Annotated in this window: 23 protein-coding genes and 1 pseudogene; 22 read left to right on the forward strand and 2 right to left on the reverse strand. The window is 48.2% G+C overall.

Features of this window, described 5'->3' with window-relative positions; genetic code table 11:
• The first annotated feature begins 245 nt into the window (after positions 1–245).
• The 18 genes from hfq (at position 246) to Q1M25_RS02255 (ending at position 16759) form a co-directional block, all read left to right on the forward strand.
• Positions 246–542, forward strand: coding sequence for an RNA chaperone Hfq (hfq, locus tag Q1M25_RS02170; protein WP_036493792.1), 297 nt, complete (start codon positions 246–248; stop codon positions 540–542).
• Between the two features lie 78 nt (positions 543–620).
• Entirely contained in the window at positions 621–1190 is a 570-nt protein-coding gene (locus tag Q1M25_RS02175) for a class I SAM-dependent methyltransferase (protein ID WP_300481293.1), read from the forward strand.
• A 55-nt stretch (positions 1191–1245) separates the two neighbouring features.
• A complete protein-coding gene (locus Q1M25_RS02180; RefSeq protein ID WP_003681989.1) occupies positions 1246–1620 on the forward strand; it encodes a SirB2 family protein in 375 nt (124 codons plus the stop codon).
• A 15-nt stretch (positions 1621–1635) separates the two neighbouring features.
• On the forward strand, positions 1636–2124 hold the full coding sequence (folK, locus tag Q1M25_RS02185) for a 2-amino-4-hydroxy-6-hydroxymethyldihydropteridine diphosphokinase (RefSeq protein ID WP_101755357.1): 489 nt from the start codon (positions 1636–1638) through the stop codon (positions 2122–2124).
• A gap of 97 nt (positions 2125–2221) precedes the next feature.
• Entirely contained in the window at positions 2222–2857 is a 636-nt protein-coding gene (locus tag Q1M25_RS02190; RefSeq protein ID WP_070590983.1) for a deoxynucleoside kinase, read from the forward strand.
• Positions 2858–2893: 36 nt separating this feature from the next.
• On the forward strand, positions 2894–3337 hold the full coding sequence (locus tag Q1M25_RS02195; protein WP_003683206.1) for a peroxiredoxin: 444 nt from the start codon (positions 2894–2896) through the stop codon (positions 3335–3337).
• A gap of 83 nt (positions 3338–3420) precedes the next feature.
• A complete protein-coding gene (gene xerD / locus Q1M25_RS02200) occupies positions 3421–4293 on the forward strand; it encodes a site-specific tyrosine recombinase XerD (protein ID WP_049331358.1) in 873 nt (290 codons plus the stop codon).
• A 228-nt stretch (positions 4294–4521) separates the two neighbouring features.
• On the forward strand, positions 4522–4722 hold the full coding sequence (locus Q1M25_RS02205; RefSeq protein WP_300481303.1) for a (2Fe-2S)-binding protein: 201 nt from the start codon (positions 4522–4524) through the stop codon (positions 4720–4722).
• A 129-nt stretch (positions 4723–4851) separates the two neighbouring features.
• Positions 4852–5085: a glutaredoxin family protein gene (locus Q1M25_RS02210; RefSeq protein ID WP_070461515.1), complete on the forward strand. Its 234-nt coding sequence runs from the start codon at positions 4852–4854 to the stop codon at positions 5083–5085.
• 69 nt (positions 5086–5154) lie between these two features.
• A complete protein-coding gene (locus tag Q1M25_RS02215) occupies positions 5155–5763 on the forward strand; it encodes an SMC-Scp complex subunit ScpB (RefSeq protein WP_004519443.1) in 609 nt (202 codons plus the stop codon).
• A gap of 250 nt (positions 5764–6013) precedes the next feature.
• Positions 6014–8029: a BCCT family transporter gene (locus Q1M25_RS02220; protein WP_300481308.1), complete on the forward strand. Its 2016-nt coding sequence runs from the start codon at positions 6014–6016 to the stop codon at positions 8027–8029.
• 199 nt (positions 8030–8228) lie between these two features.
• A complete protein-coding gene (recN, locus tag Q1M25_RS02225) occupies positions 8229–9890 on the forward strand; it encodes a DNA repair protein RecN (RefSeq protein ID WP_300481311.1) in 1662 nt (553 codons plus the stop codon).
• A 115-nt stretch (positions 9891–10005) separates the two neighbouring features.
• A complete protein-coding gene (gene gshB / locus Q1M25_RS02230; protein WP_300481314.1) occupies positions 10006–10962 on the forward strand; it encodes a glutathione synthase in 957 nt (318 codons plus the stop codon).
• A gap of 68 nt (positions 10963–11030) precedes the next feature.
• Positions 11031–11414 carry a diacylglycerol kinase gene (locus tag Q1M25_RS02235; protein WP_300481333.1) on the forward strand — a complete coding sequence of 128 codons (384 nt, stop codon included), beginning with the start codon at positions 11031–11033 and terminating at the stop codon, positions 11412–11414.
• Positions 11415–11545: 131 nt separating this feature from the next.
• On the forward strand, positions 11546–12022 hold the full coding sequence (locus Q1M25_RS02240; RefSeq protein WP_049331348.1) for a copper chaperone PCu(A)C: 477 nt from the start codon (positions 11546–11548) through the stop codon (positions 12020–12022).
• A gap of 126 nt (positions 12023–12148) precedes the next feature.
• Positions 12149–13252, forward strand: a complete 1104-nt coding sequence (gene mnmA, locus Q1M25_RS02245) for a tRNA 2-thiouridine(34) synthase MnmA (protein WP_063067915.1) — start codon at positions 12149–12151, stop codon at positions 13250–13252.
• Positions 13253–13344: 92 nt separating this feature from the next.
• Positions 13345–15000 carry an AMP-binding protein gene (locus Q1M25_RS02250; protein WP_300481319.1) on the forward strand — a complete coding sequence of 552 codons (1656 nt, stop codon included), beginning with the start codon at positions 13345–13347 and terminating at the stop codon, positions 14998–15000.
• Between the two features lie 124 nt (positions 15001–15124).
• Positions 15125–16759: a CTP synthase gene (locus tag Q1M25_RS02255; protein ID WP_300481322.1), complete on the forward strand. Its 1635-nt coding sequence runs from the start codon at positions 15125–15127 to the stop codon at positions 16757–16759.
• 63 nt (positions 16760–16822) lie between these two features.
• Here Q1M25_RS02255 and Q1M25_RS02260 read toward each other — a convergent pair whose 3' ends face one another.
• Positions 16823–16972 carry a carbonic anhydrase family protein gene (locus Q1M25_RS02260; RefSeq protein ID WP_234395483.1) on the reverse strand — a complete coding sequence of 50 codons (150 nt, stop codon included), beginning with the start codon at positions 16970–16972 and terminating at the stop codon, positions 16823–16825.
• A 180-nt stretch (positions 16973–17152) separates the two neighbouring features.
• Between Q1M25_RS02260 and Q1M25_RS02265 the strand changes: the two genes are divergently transcribed.
• The gene (locus tag Q1M25_RS02265; RefSeq protein ID WP_300481327.1) at positions 17153–18268 is read left to right on the forward strand and encodes a porin; all 1116 of its coding nucleotides are present in this window, start codon (positions 17153–17155) and stop codon (positions 18266–18268) included.
• Positions 18269–18331: 63 nt separating this feature from the next.
• Here the strand turns inward: Q1M25_RS02265 and Q1M25_RS02270 are convergent, their stop codons facing one another.
• Positions 18332–18943 (reverse strand): CNP1-like family protein, encoded by a 612-nt coding sequence (locus Q1M25_RS02270; RefSeq protein ID WP_063067910.1) that lies wholly within the window; start codon positions 18941–18943, stop codon positions 18332–18334.
• Between the two features lie 108 nt (positions 18944–19051).
• Between Q1M25_RS02270 and Q1M25_RS02275 the strand changes: the two genes are divergently transcribed.
• From Q1M25_RS02275 to Q1M25_RS02285, 3 genes and pseudogenes are all read left to right on the forward strand, one after another.
• Positions 19052–19276, forward strand: a complete 225-nt coding sequence (locus Q1M25_RS02275; protein WP_150537589.1) for a sulfurtransferase TusA family protein — start codon at positions 19052–19054, stop codon at positions 19274–19276.
• Positions 19277–19288: 12 nt separating this feature from the next.
• Positions 19289–19882, forward strand: coding sequence for a hypothetical protein (locus Q1M25_RS02280; protein ID WP_300481330.1), 594 nt, complete (start codon positions 19289–19291; stop codon positions 19880–19882).
• 100 nt (positions 19883–19982) lie between these two features.
• Positions 19983–20242: pseudogene (locus Q1M25_RS02285) on the forward strand (dihydroorotase); the annotation flags it as partial.

Raw genomic sequence — 20242 nt, forward strand, 5'->3', positions numbered from 1 at the left:
CTCATTAGAGTTTCGTAGCATATTTTCGATAGGATTTGCCGAGTTTAAAAAAACATAAAATTTGGATTTGGGGTCGTTGTGAATATGGAAATGAAACAGTCGGTTTGACGGGAAGTTCCCTTATTGCTGGATTCCTAAACGGTGTGATAGAAAAAAATAGTTGGTAATTTATCCTATTCGGGGCTACAATCCCATCAAACGCCGATTTTGGCGTCTTTACAATCATAATAATGGAGCTCAAGAATATGACAGCTAAAGGACAAATGTTACAAGATCCTTTTTTGAATGCGTTGCGTAAAGAGCACGTTCCGGTTTCGATCTACTTGGTAAACGGCATCAAGCTGCAAGGCCAAGTGGAATCATTCGACCAGTACGTTGTTCTGCTGCGTAATACTTCCGTCACTCAAATGGTTTACAAACACGCTATCTCAACAATCGTTCCTGCACGCGCAGTCAGCCTGCAACACGAAAACAAACAACCTCAAGCCGCTGCCGCAGCTGCTCCGGTTCAAGTTGAGACTGTGCAACAACCTGCCGAATAAATGATGTAACGCATTCCTGTTTTTCAATACCTTACCGCTTTTGCGGTAGGGTATTTTTATTTTCAGACGACCTTTATCATGCTGCTTGAAAACATTCTTCCCTTTGCACATTCCCTGTTACAACAAGCCTTAAAATCAGGCGGCCGCGCTTTGGATGCGACGGCCGGAAACGGGCATGATACTTTGCTGTTGGCGCAGTTGGTTGGCGAAACGGGTAGGGTGTGGGCGTTTGATGTGCAATCTAAAGCACTGGCGCAGACTCAAGGCCGTCTGAAAGAAAACGGCGTAGATGGTCGGGTAGCCCTGATACATGACGGCCATGAAAACCTTTTATCCTATATCGACGAGCCTTTAGATGCCGCAGTATTTAATTTCGGTTGGCTGCCGGGAGGCGATAAAAGCTGTACGACTGAAGCGGCAAGCAGTATCCGTGCGCTGACGGATACTTTGGGTTTGCTGAAAGAAGACGGCCTTGCTGTGGCGGTATTGTATCCGGGACATGAAGCCGGCCGAATAGAGGCTGAGGCGATTGTGCAATGGGCGGAAACTTTGCCGCAGGAAGCCTTTGCCGTGTTACGCTATGGCTTTGTCAACCGCCGCAATGCGCCTCCCTATCTGCTGGCGATTGAAAAGTTGCGTCAGAAATAGATGTTTGCGGTAAAATAGCTGCTTTGTTTTTCAACCCTTAACATAAGAAACTGCCATGCAATATCTGTTTGTAAAATACAGCCATCAGATTTTCGTTGCCATTACCATCCTGTTGTTCAACATCCGTTTTTTCCTGCTCTGGCGTCATCCTGAGAAGCCGTTGGCAGGTATTTGGAAAGCCATGCCGCATTTGAATGACACCATGTTGCTGTTTACCGGCTTGTGGCTGATGAAGATTACCCATTTTTCGCCGTTCAATGCGCCGTGGCTCGGCATGAAAATCCTGCTGTTGCTGGTTTATATTGTGTTGGGCATGATTATGATGCGTTCGCGTCCGCGTTCGCCGAAATTCTATATCGTCTACGTTTTGGCCATGTCGTGTGTTGCCACGATTGTTTTCCTTGCCAAAACCAAAACGCTGCCGTTTTAAAAGAGGCCGTCTGAAATGTATCCGCATTTTGCCGTTATTGCTTTGGGCAGCAATCTTGCCAATCCTACCGAACAGGTTCGCGCAGCTTTGGCCGAATTGGACGCGCATCCGCATATCCGGCTCGAAAAGGCTTCTTCCTTGTATTTGACTGCGCCGGTCGGCTATGACGATCAGCCCGATTTTGTGAACGCCGTTTGTACCGTGAAAACTTCATTGGACGGCGTGGCGCTGTTGGCAGAGTTAAACCGCATCGAGGCCGAATTTGGGCGCGAACGTACCTTCCGTAATGCGCCGCGCACTTTGGACTTGGATATCATCGATTTTGATGGTATCCGCAGCGATGACCCGCATCTGACCTTGCCGCATCCGCGCGCGCATGAGCGCAGTTTCGTTATGTTGCCGTTGGCTGAAATTCTTCCGGATTTCGAGTTGGGCGAGCATGGCCGTGCGGCTGATTTGGCTCAGGCTTTGGGCGGGCAGGGTATTCGCCTGTTGAAAGAATAAGGGCCGTCTGAAAAACGGACTAAAACAAGAAAGGGCGTGTTGGACACGCCTTTTTTGCTATAAAATATTGTTGGGAAACACATTACAAAGAGTTACTATGAATCCTCGTTATATTGTTGTCGAAGGCGCCATCGGTAGCGGTAAGACCGCTTTGAGCCGCCGCTTGGCAGAGCATTTCAGCGCGTTGCTGTTGTCGGAGAATCCGGATCACAATCCGTTTCTCATGAAGTTTTACAGCAATGTTTCCAATAATGGCTTGGCTGCCGAGCTTTTCTTCCTGACGCGCCGCGCTGAAAGCGTGAATATTATTGAAGACCAATGCGCGCAAGGCGGAATGGTTGTGGCTGATTTTTTGCCGGAAAAAGACCGTATTTTTACGCCCATCGTTTTGAATGATGACGAGCAGCAGCTTTTTGCCGATATGAAGCAACGTATTTTGCCGCAATATGCGGAGCCTGATGTGGTGATTTATCTGCAAACCGCTGTCGAAAACAACCGCAAACGCCTGCAAAAACGTCACGAAGGTATCATCAGCTTGTTTCCCGAAGGCTATTTGGGACGGGTGCATGACGAATACAGCCATTTCTTTCATTTGTATCAAAGCGCGCCTTTGCTGACCGTCAATGCCGATGAGTTGGATTTGGCCGGCAATGACGACCACTTCCAGCTTTTGTTGCGCGCATTGGAAGATTTTCAAGGTACGCGCAGTTATTTGAATTTAAGCGAAAAATAAACGCAGGCTAGGTTTAGGCCGTCTGAAAGGAATAATATGTCAAAATATCAATTCACACTCCCATCTTCTTCCGGCAGCGATTTTAATTCCGCCGAACATTTGCCGTTGGTTGTCTATTTTTATCCTAAAGACAGCACGCCCGGCTGTACCACCGAAGGCTTGGATTTCAATGCCAGATTGGAACAATTCAAAGCATTGGGCTATACCGTTGTCGGCATTTCGCGCGACGGTGTCAAATCGCATCAGAATTTCTGCGCTAAACAAGGTTTCCAGTTTGAATTGTTGAGCGACAAAGAAGAAACTGTCTGCAAACTGTTTGACGTGATCAAGCTGAAAAAGCTTTACGGCAAAGAATCCCTCGGCATTGAGCGCAGCACGTTTGTGCTGGACGAAAACGGCGAAATCGCCCATGAATGGCGCAAAGTCAAAGTGGCCGGACACGCGCAAGAAGTTTTGGATACAATTTCTCAAGCCTCTTAAATAGGGCTTTGAAAACCTAAAGGCCGTCTGAACGGATGTAAAGCCATGCCGTTCAGACGGCCTTTCAATACAGTTTGATGAATATGGACGATTTAATAGACAAGCTGCTTGAATCCCTTTGGCTGCAAGACAGGCTCAGCCACAATACGCTGCAAAGTTACCGCCGTGATTTGGTCAAAGTCGCTGCGCGGTTGGCCGAGGGTGGGCAGGATTGGTTGAGTGCCGATGAATTTGCCCTGTCTGATGCCGTGTATGCGGAGGGAGAAAAAAACACGTCCCAAGCGCGGGCATTGTCGGCTTGCAAGCGCATGTACGGCTGGCTAGAAGAAACAGGGCAAAGAGCAGACAATCCCACCCGTTTTCTTAAAGCGCCGAAATCGGAACGCAAACTGCCCACGCTGATTACTGAAGCCCAAATCGATGCGTTGCTGGCTGCACCGGATGTGGAAACGCCGCACGGACTGCGCGACAAAGCCTTGCTCGAAGTCATGTATGCAACAGGTTTGCGCGTGACCGAAGCCGTCAAATTGACGCTCAGCGATATCGATTTACATCGCGGCAGTATCCGTACCATAGGCAAGGGTGACAAATTGCGTCTGGTTCCGCTGGGGCAGGAAGCGGCGTATTGGGTGGAACGCTATTGCAACGAATCGCGCCCGTTGTTGCTGAAAAACAAAATTTGCGATGAAGTGTTTGTCAGCCAGAAACGCAGTGGCATCAGCCGTCAGCTTGCATGGATGATAGTCAAAGAATATGCCGAAGCGGCCGGTATTGCTTCGCTCAGCCCGCACGGTTTGCGCCATGCTTTTGCCACGCATTTGGTCAATCACGGCGTCGATTTGCGCTCAGTCCAGATGATGTTGGGACATTCCGATATCAATACTACGCAGATTTATACCCATGTTGCCAATATCCGTTTGAAAAACATGGTCGATGAACACCATTCCCGTTCATAAATAAAGGCGGCATCTCGAAGATGCCGCTTTTTGTCATTAAGGCCGTCTGAAAGGTTATCAAACTTTAAAATTATAAAATATCAATCAAAATATAAAATTTCATAGAAAAATTTCAAAGCAAAAGGACAGTGCCAATATTGCAATGCAAACCGTTTTTATTTATATTTACATTCAAGAATAAATCCTACTCTCAACTATAGAGAGTAACAAGAATAATTGGAGCACATTATGTTTGTATGTATCTGCAATGCCATTACCGACCACGACATCAAAGAGACCATCGCCGCCGGTGCAACCACCATGAGCGATTTGCAGGCTCAATTAGGCGTAGCGACTTGTTGCGGTTGCTGCGGCGAATTGGCAGCGTCATTTTTGACTGCAAGCAGTGCCCAAAATACCGTGACTTCCGGTATCAACGTTCAGTCTTAATTTTAGAAGATACATAAAGGCCGTCTGAAGGCGTTGTTTCGCGCCTTCAGACGGCCTTTGTCATGCCTGTATGGTTTGGCGGCATTTTGCTATACAATGGCCGCTTTTGTCCCTCCGAGAGTAACCGCCATGAAACTGACCTTGATGTTTCGGGAATATTGCAGCCTGTGCCACAAAATGCGCGAACAATTAAAGCCTTATCAGGAGCAGTTTGGATTTGAGCTGGATATTGTCGATGTTGATGCCGATCCGGTTTTAGAAGAAAAGTACAATGAGCTGGTACCTGTTTTGTTAGATGGCGATACCGAAATCTGCCATTGGTTTTTGGACGAAGAAAAACTGAAAGCGCATTTGAGCGCGTAACAAACCGTTGACCATATTATCTTTCAGACGGCCTTTGGCTGTTTATGCCGTCTGAACATTGATTTTATTATGACTGAAAAACTTTCTCCCGATGCGCTGATTGAAGCGGCGCTGTTGACGCAAGTCGAACCCTTAAACGAAAAAGCCATGCGAGAATTGTGCGTGCCGCCATTGTCGCAAGACAAGTTGATTGATGTGTTGGCGCAACTGAAGGCCCGTTGGCAGGGCAGGGCTTTGCAACTGGTGCATACCCATGAGGGCTGGCGTTTCCAAATCGCCCAAGCTGCCTTTGAACGACTTGGCAGCCTGCAAGAGCAGCGCGCGCCGCGTTATTCCCGCGCCGTGATGGAAACGCTGGCGATTATTGCCTATCAGCAGCCGGTAACGCGTGGCGATATCGAAGGCATACGCGGCGTAGCGGTGTCGCAAAATGTGATGCAAACCTTGCAGGATAGGGGCTGGATTGAAGTCATCGGCCACCGTGATTCTGTCGGCCGTCCAGCTTTGTGGGCAACAACGGCAACATTCTTAAGCGATTTGCGTTTGGAAAGTTTGGAAGAATTGCCGCCGCTGACTGAATTGGGCGAGCTGGTGTTGCCCGATTTGATGGAAACGCCGCCGACAGGCGATGAGGAAGCTGAAGAAGCAGTAGAATCAGGAAGTAGACTGATTAATTGATTTGAATGTAAAAGCCGTCTGAAACAATCGTGTTTCAGACGGCTTTTATTGTTATGTAACATTATGATTTTAAATAAAATTTTCGTTTAATTTTGTAACTTATTGATTTTGTGATATAATTTAAAAATTATTAGAATAAATATCTCTCATTCTGTAATAGTTTGAGAAGGCATACGGAAACGTTTCCCTCTTTATCAATCGGCAGCCCGTTTGTTCTTCAAATATGCGCTGTATCAACTACGGAACCGATATGAAATTCAAACAATTTATTCAAAACAAATCTTCTTTCAACCCAAGCGTGGTCGGTATTACGCTTTTCTTCGTCCTTTTGCTTTTGTCAGCTGCTTTGGTTTGGCCTCAAAATACTGAGGCTTTGTTAAATGCCATGAAGCAGTTTATTTTTCAAAATGTCAGCTGGTTTTATATTCTGACTTTCTCTGTATTCCTTATTTTCTTATTGGCGCTTCCCATCAGCAGCTTCGGCAGTATCAGGTTGGGTACAAACGAGGATGAACCTGAGTTTTCGTTTTTATCATGGCTGGCTATGCTGTTTGCGGCCGGCATGGGCGTGGGCTTGATGTTTTTCGGTGTGGCCGAACCTTTATCGCATTTCTCTTCCCCGATTGCCAAAGGCAATGCGCAAGAGGCGATTCTGCATACGGTGTTCCACTGGGGGATTCATGCCTGGGCAATCTACGGAATCATTGCGCTTGCCTTGGCGTATTTCGGTTTCCGCTATAAATTGCCGCTGGCGTTGCGCTCCTGCTTTTATCCGATTTTAAAAGACAAAATCAACGGCAAAATGGGCGATGCCATCGATGTGATGGCTTTGATTGCGACTTTGTTCGGTATTATCACAACCTTGGGATTTGGCGCGGCACAAATGGGTTCCGGTTTGCTGAAGATGGGCTGGGTGCAGGACAACAGCTATGTCTTGCAAGTCGGCATCATCGTTGTTGTGATGGCGATTGCCATATTTTCCGCAACTTCGGGCGTGGGCAAAGGCGTCAAAATTTTGAGTGAAACCAATTTGGTGTTGGCACTGGCTTTGATGCTGTTTGTCCTGCTGAGCATGCCGACGACGTATTTGATTTTTGCATTCAGCGACAATTTGGGCACTTATTTGAGCAACTTCGTTTCGTTCAGCTTTAAGTCATATACCTATGAGCCTGAGCATACAAAATGGTTTACCGGCTGGACGGTGTTGTATTGGGCTTGGTGGTGTTCATGGTCGCCTTTTGTCGGTTTGTTCATTGCCCGAATCTCACGAGGCAGGACCATCCGCGAATTTATTTTTGGCGTATTGGCAGTGCCTAGCCTGATGAGTATTTTGTGGTTTACCGTATTTGGCAATTCGGCCCTGTGGCTGGACACGCATGTGGCAAACGGCGCCTTGTCTGCCTTGACCAACGAGCCTGAAAAACTGCTGTTTGCCTTTTTGAATTATCTGCCGTGGCCGGTTGTCAGCAGCTTGGTGGCATTGCTGGTGATTGCGCTGTTTTTTATCACTTCTGCCGACTCGGGCATTTATGTGCTAAACAATATTGCTTCGCGCGATAAAGGGCTGGCTTCGCCCAAGTGGCAATCGGTTATGTGGGGTGTGTTGATTTCGGCTGTGGCTATTGTGTTGTTGGGTGCCGGCGGTTTGCCTATTTTGCAAACCATGACCCTGATTGCGTCTCTGCCGTTTGCGGTGTTGATGATTTTTATGATGGTTTCTTTGTGGAAAGCCCTGAACAACGATGCCAACTATTTTGCAACCGCCGTCAATCCGAGCAGTATTTTCTGGTCGGGCGATCATTGGAGGGAACGCCTTGGCCAAATGATGAATCAGACGCAGGAAGTCGATATCATCAAATTTATGAAAAATACGGCGCTTCCGGCAATGCAGGAATTGAAAAACGAATTGACCGAAAAATACAATATGGACGTAGAAATCCGTTGCCTGTTGCAACAGGATGAGCCGTCGGTGGAGCTGGTGGTGCATAAAGGGACGGTAAGGGATTTTGTCTATGGGATTAAATCCGTAAAGCGGGAAATTACCGACCAGTTGATTCGTGAAAACAGCCTGCCTCATTTCAAATATGCGGCAACATTCATACCGTTGACGTATTTCTCGGATGGGCGCGATGGATACGATGTGCAATATATGACGCAAAAAGAATTGATTGCAGATATGCTCAAGCAGTATGAGCGTTATCTGAACCTGCTTGCCGGAGTGGGACAGGAATTGATGGGGCATGAACAAGTAGAACTGGCAGAGTAAAATAAATTTAGGCCGTCTGAACATGTAGCAATATTCAGACGGCCTTTTTATTGCCTGCTTAAAAAATAATTTGTTTAAAATAAATATCTTAGATAAATTATAAGAAAAATCTGATTCAAACTATAAAAAATCTTAGTTATAATCAGTTTATCTAAAGCTATTCCGCATAGGTGCGGGTGATTTACTAAGGAATACTACAATGCTGTTGGCACTTTCTTTGCGTGATTTTGTCATTGTTGAAAACCTGAATCTTGATTTTCAAAACGGCTTTACCGTATTGACGGGCGAGACCGGCGCAGGCAAATCGATTACTTTGGACGCGATTGGTCTGTTGTTGGGCGATAAAGCCGATTACAGCCAAGTGCGCAGCGGCGCCAAAGAAGCGCAGTTGTCTGCTTTGTTCGACATCAGCGGTTTGCCTGAACTGAAAGCGAAGCTGCAGGAGCAAGGCCTTTTGGAAGAAGATGCCGAAGAGCTCAGCATTCGCCGTATTATCGATGCCAAGGGTAAAAGTCGCAGTTATATCAATAATCAGGCAGCAACATTGGCGCAGCTGAAAGCTATTGGCGAGCAGTTAATCGATATTCACGGCCAAAATGCCCATCATTCGTTGAATCAAGAGTCTGCGCAACGCGAGTTGTTGGATGCGTTTGCCGACAGCAAAGAGCAGGCAGAAACGGTCAAACAGCTTTATCAAAATTGGGTCAATGCGAAAAAGGCACTACAAGAAGCGCAAGAGCAGGCAGAAACCATGGCCATCGAACGCGAGCGTTTGGAATGGCAGTTTAATGAATTGAACCAATTGGAGCTCAAACCCAACGAATGGGAAACCTTAAGCCAAAGCCACGATAGCCTGGCGCATTCGGCCGAGTTGCTGCAAACCGCCGAACAGGTGGGCGACAGTATAGACGGAGACAACGGCATCCAACGTCAAATCTATCAATGCCAAAAACTGCTGGGCAATCTGCAAAACATTGAGCCGCGCTTTGCCGAGAGCCTGAATATGTTGGCAAGTATTGAAGCCGAGTTGGGTGAAATCAGTGCCAATATGCGCGATGTGGCTGGTCGCAGCGACATCGATCCTAATGAATTGGCCGCACAAGAAAGCCGTATGGGCGAATTGATGAGTATGGCGCGTAAATACCGCATTGAGCCGGAAGAGTTGCCTCAAAAGCTGGCAGAAATCGATGAGCGCCTGCAAAACCTGCACGCGGCTGCCGATTTGGAAGCTTTGAAGAATACAGTCGCACGTAATCTTGCCGAATACCACGAAGCCGCGCATATCCTTTCCGCCATGCGTCATCAGGCGGCCGGCCGTTTGGGCGAAGAAACAACCGAGCATATGCAACATTTAGCCATGAAGGGCGCACGTTTTGACATCGTCTTGTTGCCGTCTTCGCCGACCGCACATGGTCTGGAACAGGTGCAATTCCAAGTGGCGGCGAATAAAGGCAATCCGTCCCGACCTTTGAACAAAGTGGCTTCCGGTGGCGAATTGGCGCGTATCAGCTTGGCTTTGCAAGTGGTTGCCAGCCAATACACGCAAGTGCCGACATTGATTTTTGACGAAGTGGATACCGGTATTGGTGGCGGCGTCGCTGAAATGGTCGGTAAAGCTTTGCGTGCCTTAGGTAAAAAACATCAAGTCTTGGCGGTAACCCATCTTCCTCAAGTCGCCTCTTGCGGTGAAAACCATTGGCAGGTCCGCAAGCATAGCGAAGGGGAGCAAACCGTCAGCGAAATCAGTGTCTTGAACCATCATCAGCGCATTGAGGAAATCGCGCGTATGCTGGGTGGCGAAATCATTACCGATACCACACGCAGCCATGCCGCCGAACTCTTGCATTTGGCAGCCGCCTAAAAGCTTCAAGGCCGTCTGAAAATAGGATTCAGACGGCCTTTTCTATATTTTGCCACCTTTTCAGGCAGGCAGAATACAAGGTATGATTATATCGTCTGTTTACAAGGAAATTTTGATGAAAGTCCTGTTTATCGCCGATCCAATGGCAAGTTTTAAAACCTATAAAGACACTACTTACGCCATGATGCGTGAAATGGCAAAGCGCGGTTGGCAGCTTTTTCATACCTTGAGCGGAGAATTGTCCGTCCGTGAAGGTTTGGTAGTGGCTCAGGCAGCAGCATTTGAGTTTGTCGGTGCGAAGAACGATGACGATCACGAATGGTTTAAATCAGAGGCAAAAGTTCAGACGGCCTTAAAAGATTTCGATGCGGTCATTATGCGCACTGATCCGCCGTTTGATATGCAATATCTGTATGCGACCCAGTTTTTAACTTTGGCAGAGCAGCAGGGCGCAAAAGTATTTAACAGCGGACAAGCAATGCGTGATTTCAATGAGAAATTGGCGATTTTGAACTTCAGCCAGTTTACCGCGCCGACTTTGGTTACCACACGTTCCGCCGATGTCCGTGCCTTTTTGAAAGAACACGGCAACATCATCATCAAACCGTTGGACGGCATGGGTGGTATGGGCATTTTCCGTCTGACCGAATCCGACCCCAATATCGGCAGTATCCTTGAAACCCTGATGCAGCTTGATTCACGTACCATCATGGCGCAACGTTATATTCCTGAAATCGTACATGGCGACAAGCGCATTCTGATTATCGGCGGGGAAGTTGTTCCGTATGCTTTGGCGCGTATTCCGCAAAACGGCGAAACGCGCGGCAACTTGGCTGCCGGCGGTCGTGGCGTGGCTCAGGAGTTGAGCGAGCACGACCGTGAGATTGCAGAAACCCTTGCGCCTGAGTTGAAGCGGCGCGGTATTTTGCTTGCCGGTTTGGATGTCATCGGCAGCAACCTGACCGAAGTCAACGTAACCAGTCCGACCGGCTTCCAAGAAATCATGAAGCAAAAAGATTTCGACGTTGCCGCCATGTTTGCAGATGCCGTAGCATCTTGGGCAAAACAATAAACCCAAAGGCCGTCTGAAAATTAACCCGACCGTTTCTTTTCAGACGGCCTTTTTATGTTGAGAATATGATGGAACCATCCTCCTACGCATCTGAAAAAAAAGGCAAAAATGGCATCAAGCGCATTATCAATGCGTTTGGTTATTCCAAAGACGGACTGGCTGCCGCGTATCGTTATGAAAGCGCATTTCGCCAAGTTTTTTGGTTGAACCTGATTTTAATTGTCTTGGCTTTGTTCCTTGATTTCAGCTCGGCCATCAAAATGGTGCTTGTTGTCGCATCGTTTATTTCACTGATTACTGAATTGTTCAATACCGCCGTCGAGGCAGCCGTTGACCATACCTCTACTGAAAAACACGAGCTGGCCAAGCGTGCCAAAGATGCCGGTTCGGCCGCGCAACTGATGGCTTTGTTCATGTTATTTATTGTTTGGATTATTGCATTAACTGCTTAAAAATGTGGTAATATGGTAATTCATTAGGATTAGATAGTATTAATTAATCTATATCAAAGTTTTCAGACGGCCTTTGGTTGTAAGATGAAGGCTGTATATCCCAGCCATTTGGCAAACACAAGGAGCAAAACATGAAAAAATTAATGGCAACCCTGATTCTGGCAGGCTTGGCAACTTCCGTATCTGCAGCCGGTATCCATATTGAAGACGGTTGGGCACGTGCCACTGTCGAAGGTATGAAAATGGGTGGCGCATTCATGAAAATCCAAAACGATGAAGCCAAACAAGACTTCTTGGTAGGTGGCAGCAGCCCTGTTGCCGAACGTGTTGAAGTACACACCCATATTAACGACAACGGTGTTATGCGTATGCGCGAAGTTAAAGGCGGCGTGCCTTTGGCTGCAAAAGGCGTAACCGAGCTGAAACCAGGCAGCTACCACGTTATGTTCATGGGTCTGAAAAAACAATTGAAAGAAGGCGAAAAAGTGCCTGTAACCCTGAAATTCAAAAACGCGAAACCTCAAACTGTCGAGCTGGAAGTGAAAACCGCACCTAAAGCCGACATGCAGCACGATCACGGCGCACACGGTGGCGCACATCAGCACTAATTGCTTGAATTTGCATATAAAGGCCGTCTGAAAGTCATTGGGCTTGCAGACGGCCTTTTCTGTCGTCAAATCAAAATGTGCTAAAATCACGCTTTAAAAAATGTATTTGAAACCCACATTCCGCTCATGAATACTCACAACACACCAGCAAACATCATCGTCGGCCTTTCCGGCGGCGTCGATTCATCCGTTACCGCGGCTCTGCTCAAACAGCAAGGCCATCAAATCAGCGGCGTGTTCATGCAGAACTGGGAAGATGACGACAACGACGAATATTGCAGCATCAAACAAGATTCCTTTGATGCTATTGCCGTTGCCGATATCATCGGAATCGATATCGACATCGTCAATTTTGCCGCGCAATATAAAGACAACGTATTTGCTTATTTCCTTAAAGAATACAGCGCGGGCCGCACGCCAAACCCGGATGTCTTGTGCAATGCCGAAATCAAATTCAAATGCTTTTTGGACTACGCCATAGAGCAGGGTGCCGATACCATTGCCACCGGACACTATGCCCGAAAAGAAGTTCGCAACGGCGTGCATTACCTGCTCAAAGGCTTGGATCAAAACAAAGACCAAAGCTATTTCCTGTACCGTCTCAAACCTTTCCAACTTGAGCGCGCGATTTTCCCATTGGGCGAGTTGGAAAAGCCTGAAGTCCGCCGTATTGCCGAAGAATTCAAATTACCGACTGCAACCAAAAAAGACAGTACCGGTATTTGCTTTATCGGCGAACGCCCGTTCCGCGAATTTCTGCAAAAATACCTGCCGACCAATAATGGCAAAATGGTTACCCCTGAAGGCAAAGTAGTCGGCGAACACGTCGGTTTGATGTTTTACACGCTGGGCCAACGCAAAGGCTTGGGTATCGGCGGCGCAGGCGAACCATGGTTTGTCGCGGCCAAGGATTTGACCAAAAACGAACTGATTGTCGTACAAGGCCATGACCATCCTTTGCTTTATACGCAAAGCCTGATTATGAACGATTTGAGTTTCACATTGCCCGAACGCCCGAAAGAAGGCCGCTATACCTGCAAAACGCGCTACCGTATGGCTGACGCGCCTTGCACGTTGCGTTACTTGGATGATGAAACCATTGAGCTTGTCTTTGATGAGCCGCAATGGGCGGTAACCCCTGGACAATCAGCGGTACTGTACGACGGCGATGTATGCTTGGGCGGCGGTATCATCATGTCCACCGACAAGCCTGTCATTATTACAGCTTAATAAAAGGGCCGTCTGAAAACGAAGCGGCGGATTAAATCAAGCCTTTCAGACGGCCTCCATTCTAAAAACGACTAAAACAAAGACTGATCAATATGGAAAAACTCTGGCTCAAAAGCTATGAACAAGGCGTAAGCCCCGAAATCGATATTTCTCAATACAGCTCCATCAGTGACGTATTCCGTCAAAGTGTTGAGAAATTTGCGGATAAACCTGCTTTTCAAAACATGGGCAAAACGCTGACTTATGCCGAAGTGGGCAAGTTGGCGACCGATTTTGCATCTTACCTGCAAAACGTATTGAAACTGCCACGCGGTGAACGTGTGGCAATTATGATGCCGAACGTTTTGCAATATCCGATTGCGCTTTTCGGTATTTTGCAGGCAGGTTTGGTGGCAGTGAATACTAATCCGCTTTATACGCCGCGCGAGTTGGAGCATCAGTTGAAAGACAGCGGTGCAACAACGATTGTCGTGTTGGAGAACTTTGCCAATACATTGGAGTTGGTGTTGCCGCGTACGCAAATCAAACATGTGATTGTCGCGTCGGTCGGCGAGATGTTCGGCATGATTAAGGGCGCGTTGATGAACTTTGTCATCCGCAAAGTGAAAAAAATGGTGCCGGAATACCGCATTCCCAATACCGTGACTTTTCAGACGGCATTGAAGCAAGGTGCAGCAAATACGTTCAAACCAGTCGAGTTGACACGCGACGATACTGCCTTGCTGCAATATACAGGCGGCACGACTGGTTTGGCAAAAGGCGCTGTCCTCAGTCACGGCAATATCTGCGCCAATATGTTGCAGGCAAAAGAATGGATTAAAAACAGCCTGCACGAAGGCAAAGAAACGGTTATTGCCGCGTTGCCGCTTTATCATATCTTTGCCTTGACGGTAAACCTGATGATCTTTGCGAATACCGGTTCTAAAATCATCCTGATTACCAACCCTCGCGATATGAAAGGATTTATCGGTCAATTGAAAAAAGAGCCGATTAGCGTGTTCATCGGTGTGAATACCCTGTTTAATGCGATGGTTAACCGTCCGGATTTCGCCGAAGTCGATTTTTCCCGTTTGAAGCTGACTTTGGGCGGCGGTATGGCAACGCAAAAAGCCGTAGCGGAAAAATGGAAAAAAATCACCGGTACGCCGATTGTGGAAGCTTACGGTTTGACCGAAGCCAGCCCGGGCGTATGTTGCAATCCTTTGAATATCGAGGCTTACAGCGGCGGTATCGGTTTGCCGGTTCCTTCGACTGAAGTCGAATTACGTGATGCGGACGGCAAAGAAGTGCCTATCGGACAGCCGGGCGAATTGTGGGTACGCGGTCCGCAAGTGATGAAAGGCTATTGGAACCGTCCTGAAGAAACCGCCAAAGCAATCGATGCACGCGGCTTTTTAGAGACCGGTGACATTGCCGTGATGGATGAAAAAGGCTGGCTGAAGCTGGTGGACCGCAAAAAAGATTTGATTGTGGTATCCGGTTTCAATGTATATCCGAACGAAATCGAAGAAGTGGTGGCCAGCAACGACAAAGTCTTGGAAGTCGCCTGTATCGGCGTGGCAAGCGAGAAAACCGGTGAAGCGATTAAGGTCTTCGTCGTACGCAAAGACCCGTCTTTGACCAAGGAAGAACTGATCGATTTCTGCCGCAAAGAACTGACGGCATATAAAGTGCCGAAAGACATCGAATTCCGCGACGAGTTGCCAAAATCCAACGTTGGCAAAATCCTGCGCCGCGAGCTGCGCTGATATATAGAATGAGTATGATAAGGCCGTCTGAAAACGCTGTTTTCAGACGGCCTGAAGCTTTTGCCGTTTGCCAGAATATGCTGCTTCAAGTTAAAATCACACATTCCAACATGGGTATCACATCATGACTAAATTTATTTTCGTAACCGGCGGCGTTGTATCTTCTTTGGGTAAAGGTATCGCCGCCGCTTCTATTGCTACTATTCTCGAGTCGCGTGGCTTGAACGTGACCATGCTTAAGCTTGACCCGTATATCAACGTTGACCCGGGTACCATGAGCCCGTTTCAACACGGTGAAGTATTCGTAACCGATGACGGCGCGGAAACCGACCTCGACCTTGGTCACTACGAGCGTTTCATCAACGCCACCATGACCCGCCGCAACAGCTTCAGTACCGGCCAAGTCTATGAAAACGTGATTGCCAAAGAGCGTCGCGGCGACTATTTGGGCGGTACCGTACAAGTGATTCCGCACATTACCGATGAAATCAAACTCCGTATCCATGAAGGCGCGGCTGGTTATGATGTGGCGATTGTTGAAATCGGCGGTACAGTCGGCGATATCGAATCGTTGCCTTTCTTGGAAGCCATCCGTCAAATGCGCAGCCAGCTCGGCCGCAACAATACATTGTTTGCCCACCTGAGCTATGTGCCTTACATCGCCGCTGCCGGCGAAATCAAAACCAAACCGACCCAGCATACCGTTAAAGAAATGTTGAGCATCGGTTTGCAACCGGACATCCTGATCTGCCGTATGGACAGAGAAATGCCTGCAGACGAGCGCCGTAAGATTGCTTTGTTCTGTAATGTTGAAGAACGCGCCATTGTGGGCAGCTACGATGTGGACAGCATTTACGAATGCCCTGAAATGCTGCACAACCAAGGCATCGACAGCATTATTACCGAGCAGCTTCAACTGAATGTCAAACAAGCCGATTTGACCGAATGGAAGAAAATCGTTCACGCGATTCAAAATCCGAAACACACCGTCAAAATCGCGATGGTTGGCAAATACGTTGATTTGACCGAGTCCTACAAATCGCTGATCGAAGCACTGAAACACGCCGGTATTCATACTGAAACCGACGTACAAATTACCTTTGTCGACAGCGAAAGCATCGAGAAGGGCAATGGCGACGTTTCCATGCTCAAAGACATGGACGCGATTTTGGTGCCGGGCGGCTTCGGTTCACGCGGCGTGGAAGGCAAAATTGCCGCCGTACGCTATGCGCGTGAAAACAACGTGCCATACTTGGGTATCTGCTTGGGCATGCAAATCGCCCTGATCGAATACGCCCGCGATGTTGCAGGCTTGAAAGGTGCGAACTCTACCGAGTTTGACTTGAAATGCGCCGCGCCGGTCGTTGCCCTGATTGATGAATGGCAAACTGCAGACGGCAGCGTAGAAACCCGCGATGAATCTGCCGATTTGGGCGGTACCATGCGTTTGGGTGCGCAAGAAGTTGACCTCAAACCGGGCAGCCTTGCCGCAAAAATCTACGGCAGCGAACATATCCGCGAACGCCATCGTCACCGCTACGAAGTTAACAACAACTATGTGCCTCAGTTGGAAAAAGCCGGTTTGATCATCGGCGGCGTATCCGCAGGCCGCGAGCGTTTGGTTGAAACCATCGAATTGCCAAATCATCCTTGGTTCTTCGCTTGTCAGTTCCATCCGGAATTTACTTCCAATCCGCGCAAAGGCCATCCTTTGTTCAGCGCGTTTGTAAAAGCCGCGTTGGGTAACAAAAAAGCCTGATTGATGTGATTGAAAAAGCACCCGTTATCCGGGTGCTTTTTTATTTTCAGACGGCCTTAGAAGTTATTTGTCTTCATTGACTTCGCGGTCGTTCAAAGGTTGTACGGGACGGTTGTTTTCGCCGCCGATAATGTCGCGCATGGCTTTAAACTGTGCCGCATCTGCCTGAACCGGAGTTTTTAAGACAACCCAAGTAACGTTTTCGCTGCAAATAGGAAAGGCCGTCTGAAATTGTTTTCAGACGGCCTGTTTTATTTAAAAATGTTGTAAAAAGTCTAAACTCTAATGAATAAAAGTGTCTATCAAGATGAAAATAGTTGTTTGTAACGTTGGAAAACATTAATATTGCTAAACGTGTTTTCACGAGATTTTAACTTTGTTTTGGAGAGAATAATGAAAAAATCGATTATCGCTTTGGTTATTGCCGGTTTGCCACTGGCTGCCTCTGCAGAAGTGATTCTGTATGGTCAAATCAAAAGCAGCGTGACCGTCGGTCAAGTAAAAATCAAAGGTGATGCAGGTTCTGAAACCAGCTCTACCGCAACCAGCATCAATGACAATACTTCCCGTATCGGTTTCAAAGGCAGCGAGAACTTGGGCGGCGATTTGAAAGCCATTTGGCAGGTAGAACAAAAAACAGCAATCACGGGCGGTTCCCAAGGTTTTGCCACTCGTGATTCCTTCATCGGTTTGCAAGGTAAATTCGGTAAGATTCGCGCCGGTAAACTCAGCAATATGCTGAACGAAATAGACACCATCGATCCATGGATGTACAAAACCAATGCCGCAGGCTTGGGCATCTTTACCCGTACCGGCAACCGTAACGCCGCTGTACGCTACGACAGCCCGGATTTCGGCGGATTCAAATTCAACGTGTCTTACGCACCGCGCGATAACCGCAATCCTTCAGACAAATACACGCACACCAAACCGGCCAAAGACCAATACACCGGTGGCGTGAGTTTCTCTAAAAACGGCTTTACCGCCAATGCGGCTTACGGCCACTACAACGGCGCGTACACCGACAAATCAGGCAAAGTCAAGGCGGCGCAAATTGCCAAAGTCGAAACTTATTACGATAAAGACAATCTTTTTGTCGGCGGCGGCGTACACTATGCCAAAGGCCATGAGACAGGCAACGAATATTTAGGCTATTTCACCGATGGTTTTAATGAGTACAAGGGTAGTGACATTACTGTCGATTCAGGCAAATCTGAAGCCGTGAAAGTAGTTGATGCAGCGGTAACAGTCGGCTACAAATTGGGCAATGTCACTCCACGCATTACTTACGCGCACGGCTGGCCTGCCAAGGGCGTGAACAGCGGCGAGAAATTGGTGGATAAATTCGACCAAGTCGTTGTCGGCGGTCAATACACCTTCAGCAAACGCACCGGCGTAGTTGCCCAACTGGCGTATCTGAAAGTCGGCAATAAAACCCGTCTGACTGCAGCCAATAAAGGCGGCGTTGAACAAAAAGCCGCTTCTGTGGGCCTGTATCACAAATTCTAAGCCGTCTTGAATGACAAGGCCGTCTGAAAAATTTCAGACGGCCTTTTTGTTGATTAAAGTGGTTTATTTGTCGTGGTTAGTCAGCGTTGTGCCGTGACGGCCGCCGCGTTCTTTCAAACGTTGTACCAAGCCTTCGACCGTTGTCGGCATACCGTCGATACAGAATGCCTGATACAGGGCGGTGTGCAGGGCGTCGTTGCGGCTGAACGCATTGCCGATTAGCTTCCAATCGCCTTTACGCGGCTCGATCCAGCGGTGGTTTACTGTGTCACCGTAAGCGAATACTTTGTAAGACGAACGCTTGTCGTTGCTGTAAGTAAAGGACGTTCGGGCGCAATAGAGGCCTTCGACGGAGAGGTTGTCGTAGCCTTTGTCGGAGCGCACGTTCAAGACGTAGCGGATGCTGTTGTCAGGCGCAGGCATGATTTGCAGGCTGCTAAGCAGGATTTTGGGCTGCTTGCCGTAGGTTTCGTTGACATAGAGGTCGAACCAATCGCCCGATTGGGTATCGGGCAGAGGTGGCAACTCGGCTTTGTGTTCTTTAAATTCGCGTGCGGCAACTTCTTCAGGGCTTTCCTGATAACGCGTGTTGGTCAGCGTATCCTTTTGGCTGAAACCCAAAGCAAATGCTTGAGTCGCGGCAAGGCTGAGAGCGAGAAGGGCAAAACGGCGCATAGACAGCTCCAAAGTGAAAAACGGCTTTATTTTATGGGCTTGCAGGGTGGGGTGCAAGTAAGTGCGGTATAATTGACGTTAATTCTGATTAATATGACGAGTTTCATCATGAATACACAAACTCTGGATGTCATTGGTTTGAAATGCCCGCTGCCGATTTTGCGTGCCAAAAAAGCTTTGGCGCAAATGCAGGAAGGAGAAGTGCTGACCGTATTGGCTACTGATGGCGGCGCGCCCGGCGATTTTGAAGCGTTTTGCCGTCAGACCGGACATATCTTGTTGGAATCGAGCGAGGCCGACGGCGTGTTCAAGCTGGTGTTGAAACACAAATAAAGGCCGTCTGAAATGTCTAAAGCCGTTGCGTTGTCTGCCGCCGTATTGGCCGTCTGCCTCAGTGCATGTGGCAATGAAGGCGTTTTGCCGCAGAACGCTGCCGATTATGCCCAAAATGTAACCGACTTGTTCCGCCAAAGCTGCGTGGCCGCAGACGGCGATGCCGCCCTTGTCGGCGAGTTTGCCAATGCTAATAAACTGGTTTTATTGTCGAAAAAAGATATTGCCGATTTGCCTGCCGGAATGATGGATTTGGAGGCATTAAGCATTTGGAAGAAAACGGAAAACGGCGCAGATTATTATTTGAGCCTGACTGAAGACAGTTGCAGCGTGCGCACGGCTAAAGCCGACGACCATCTGATTTTCAAACAATTTTTGGCTTTGGCAGAAAATCCGCCGCAAGGTTTGAACGCTGAGTTGCGTGCCGATAATTTGGCGGAAACCCCGTTGCCTATGCGTCAGATTTCCTACGCATGGCGCGCGTCCGGCAGTCCGAAAGAAACCTTGCTGACCGTTAAAACAACGTCGTCCGAGCATTTTCCGGTACAGGCTGTTTTTTATTTGACCCATCATTCTTACGACAATAAGGCCGCCGTTTTGCCTTAGGCCGGTTGACGGTTGAAAAACATCAAACTTGCTAGAAACCGTTACCGCCGAATAAAGGCCGTCTGAAATATTATCAAACCAAACCACTCGAAAGTAAGCTATGCAAACCCTGACCATCATCCGCCCCGACGATATGCACTTACACCTGCGCGACGGCGACGCGCTCAAAGCCGTTGCCCCGTACACCGCTCGACAAATGGGCCGCGCGGTTATCATGCCCAACCTGAAGCCGCCTGTCGTCAGCGTTGCCGATGCCCAAGCATACAAAGCGCGCATTATGGCCGCCCTGCCAGAAGGCAGCACCTTCCAGCCGTTGATGACGCTTTATTTGACCGACAATGCCACTCCCGAACTCGTGCG

This window comes from uncultured Neisseria sp. (assembly GCF_951230505.1).
Classification (GTDB): Bacteria; Pseudomonadota; Gammaproteobacteria; order Burkholderiales; family Neisseriaceae; genus Neisseria.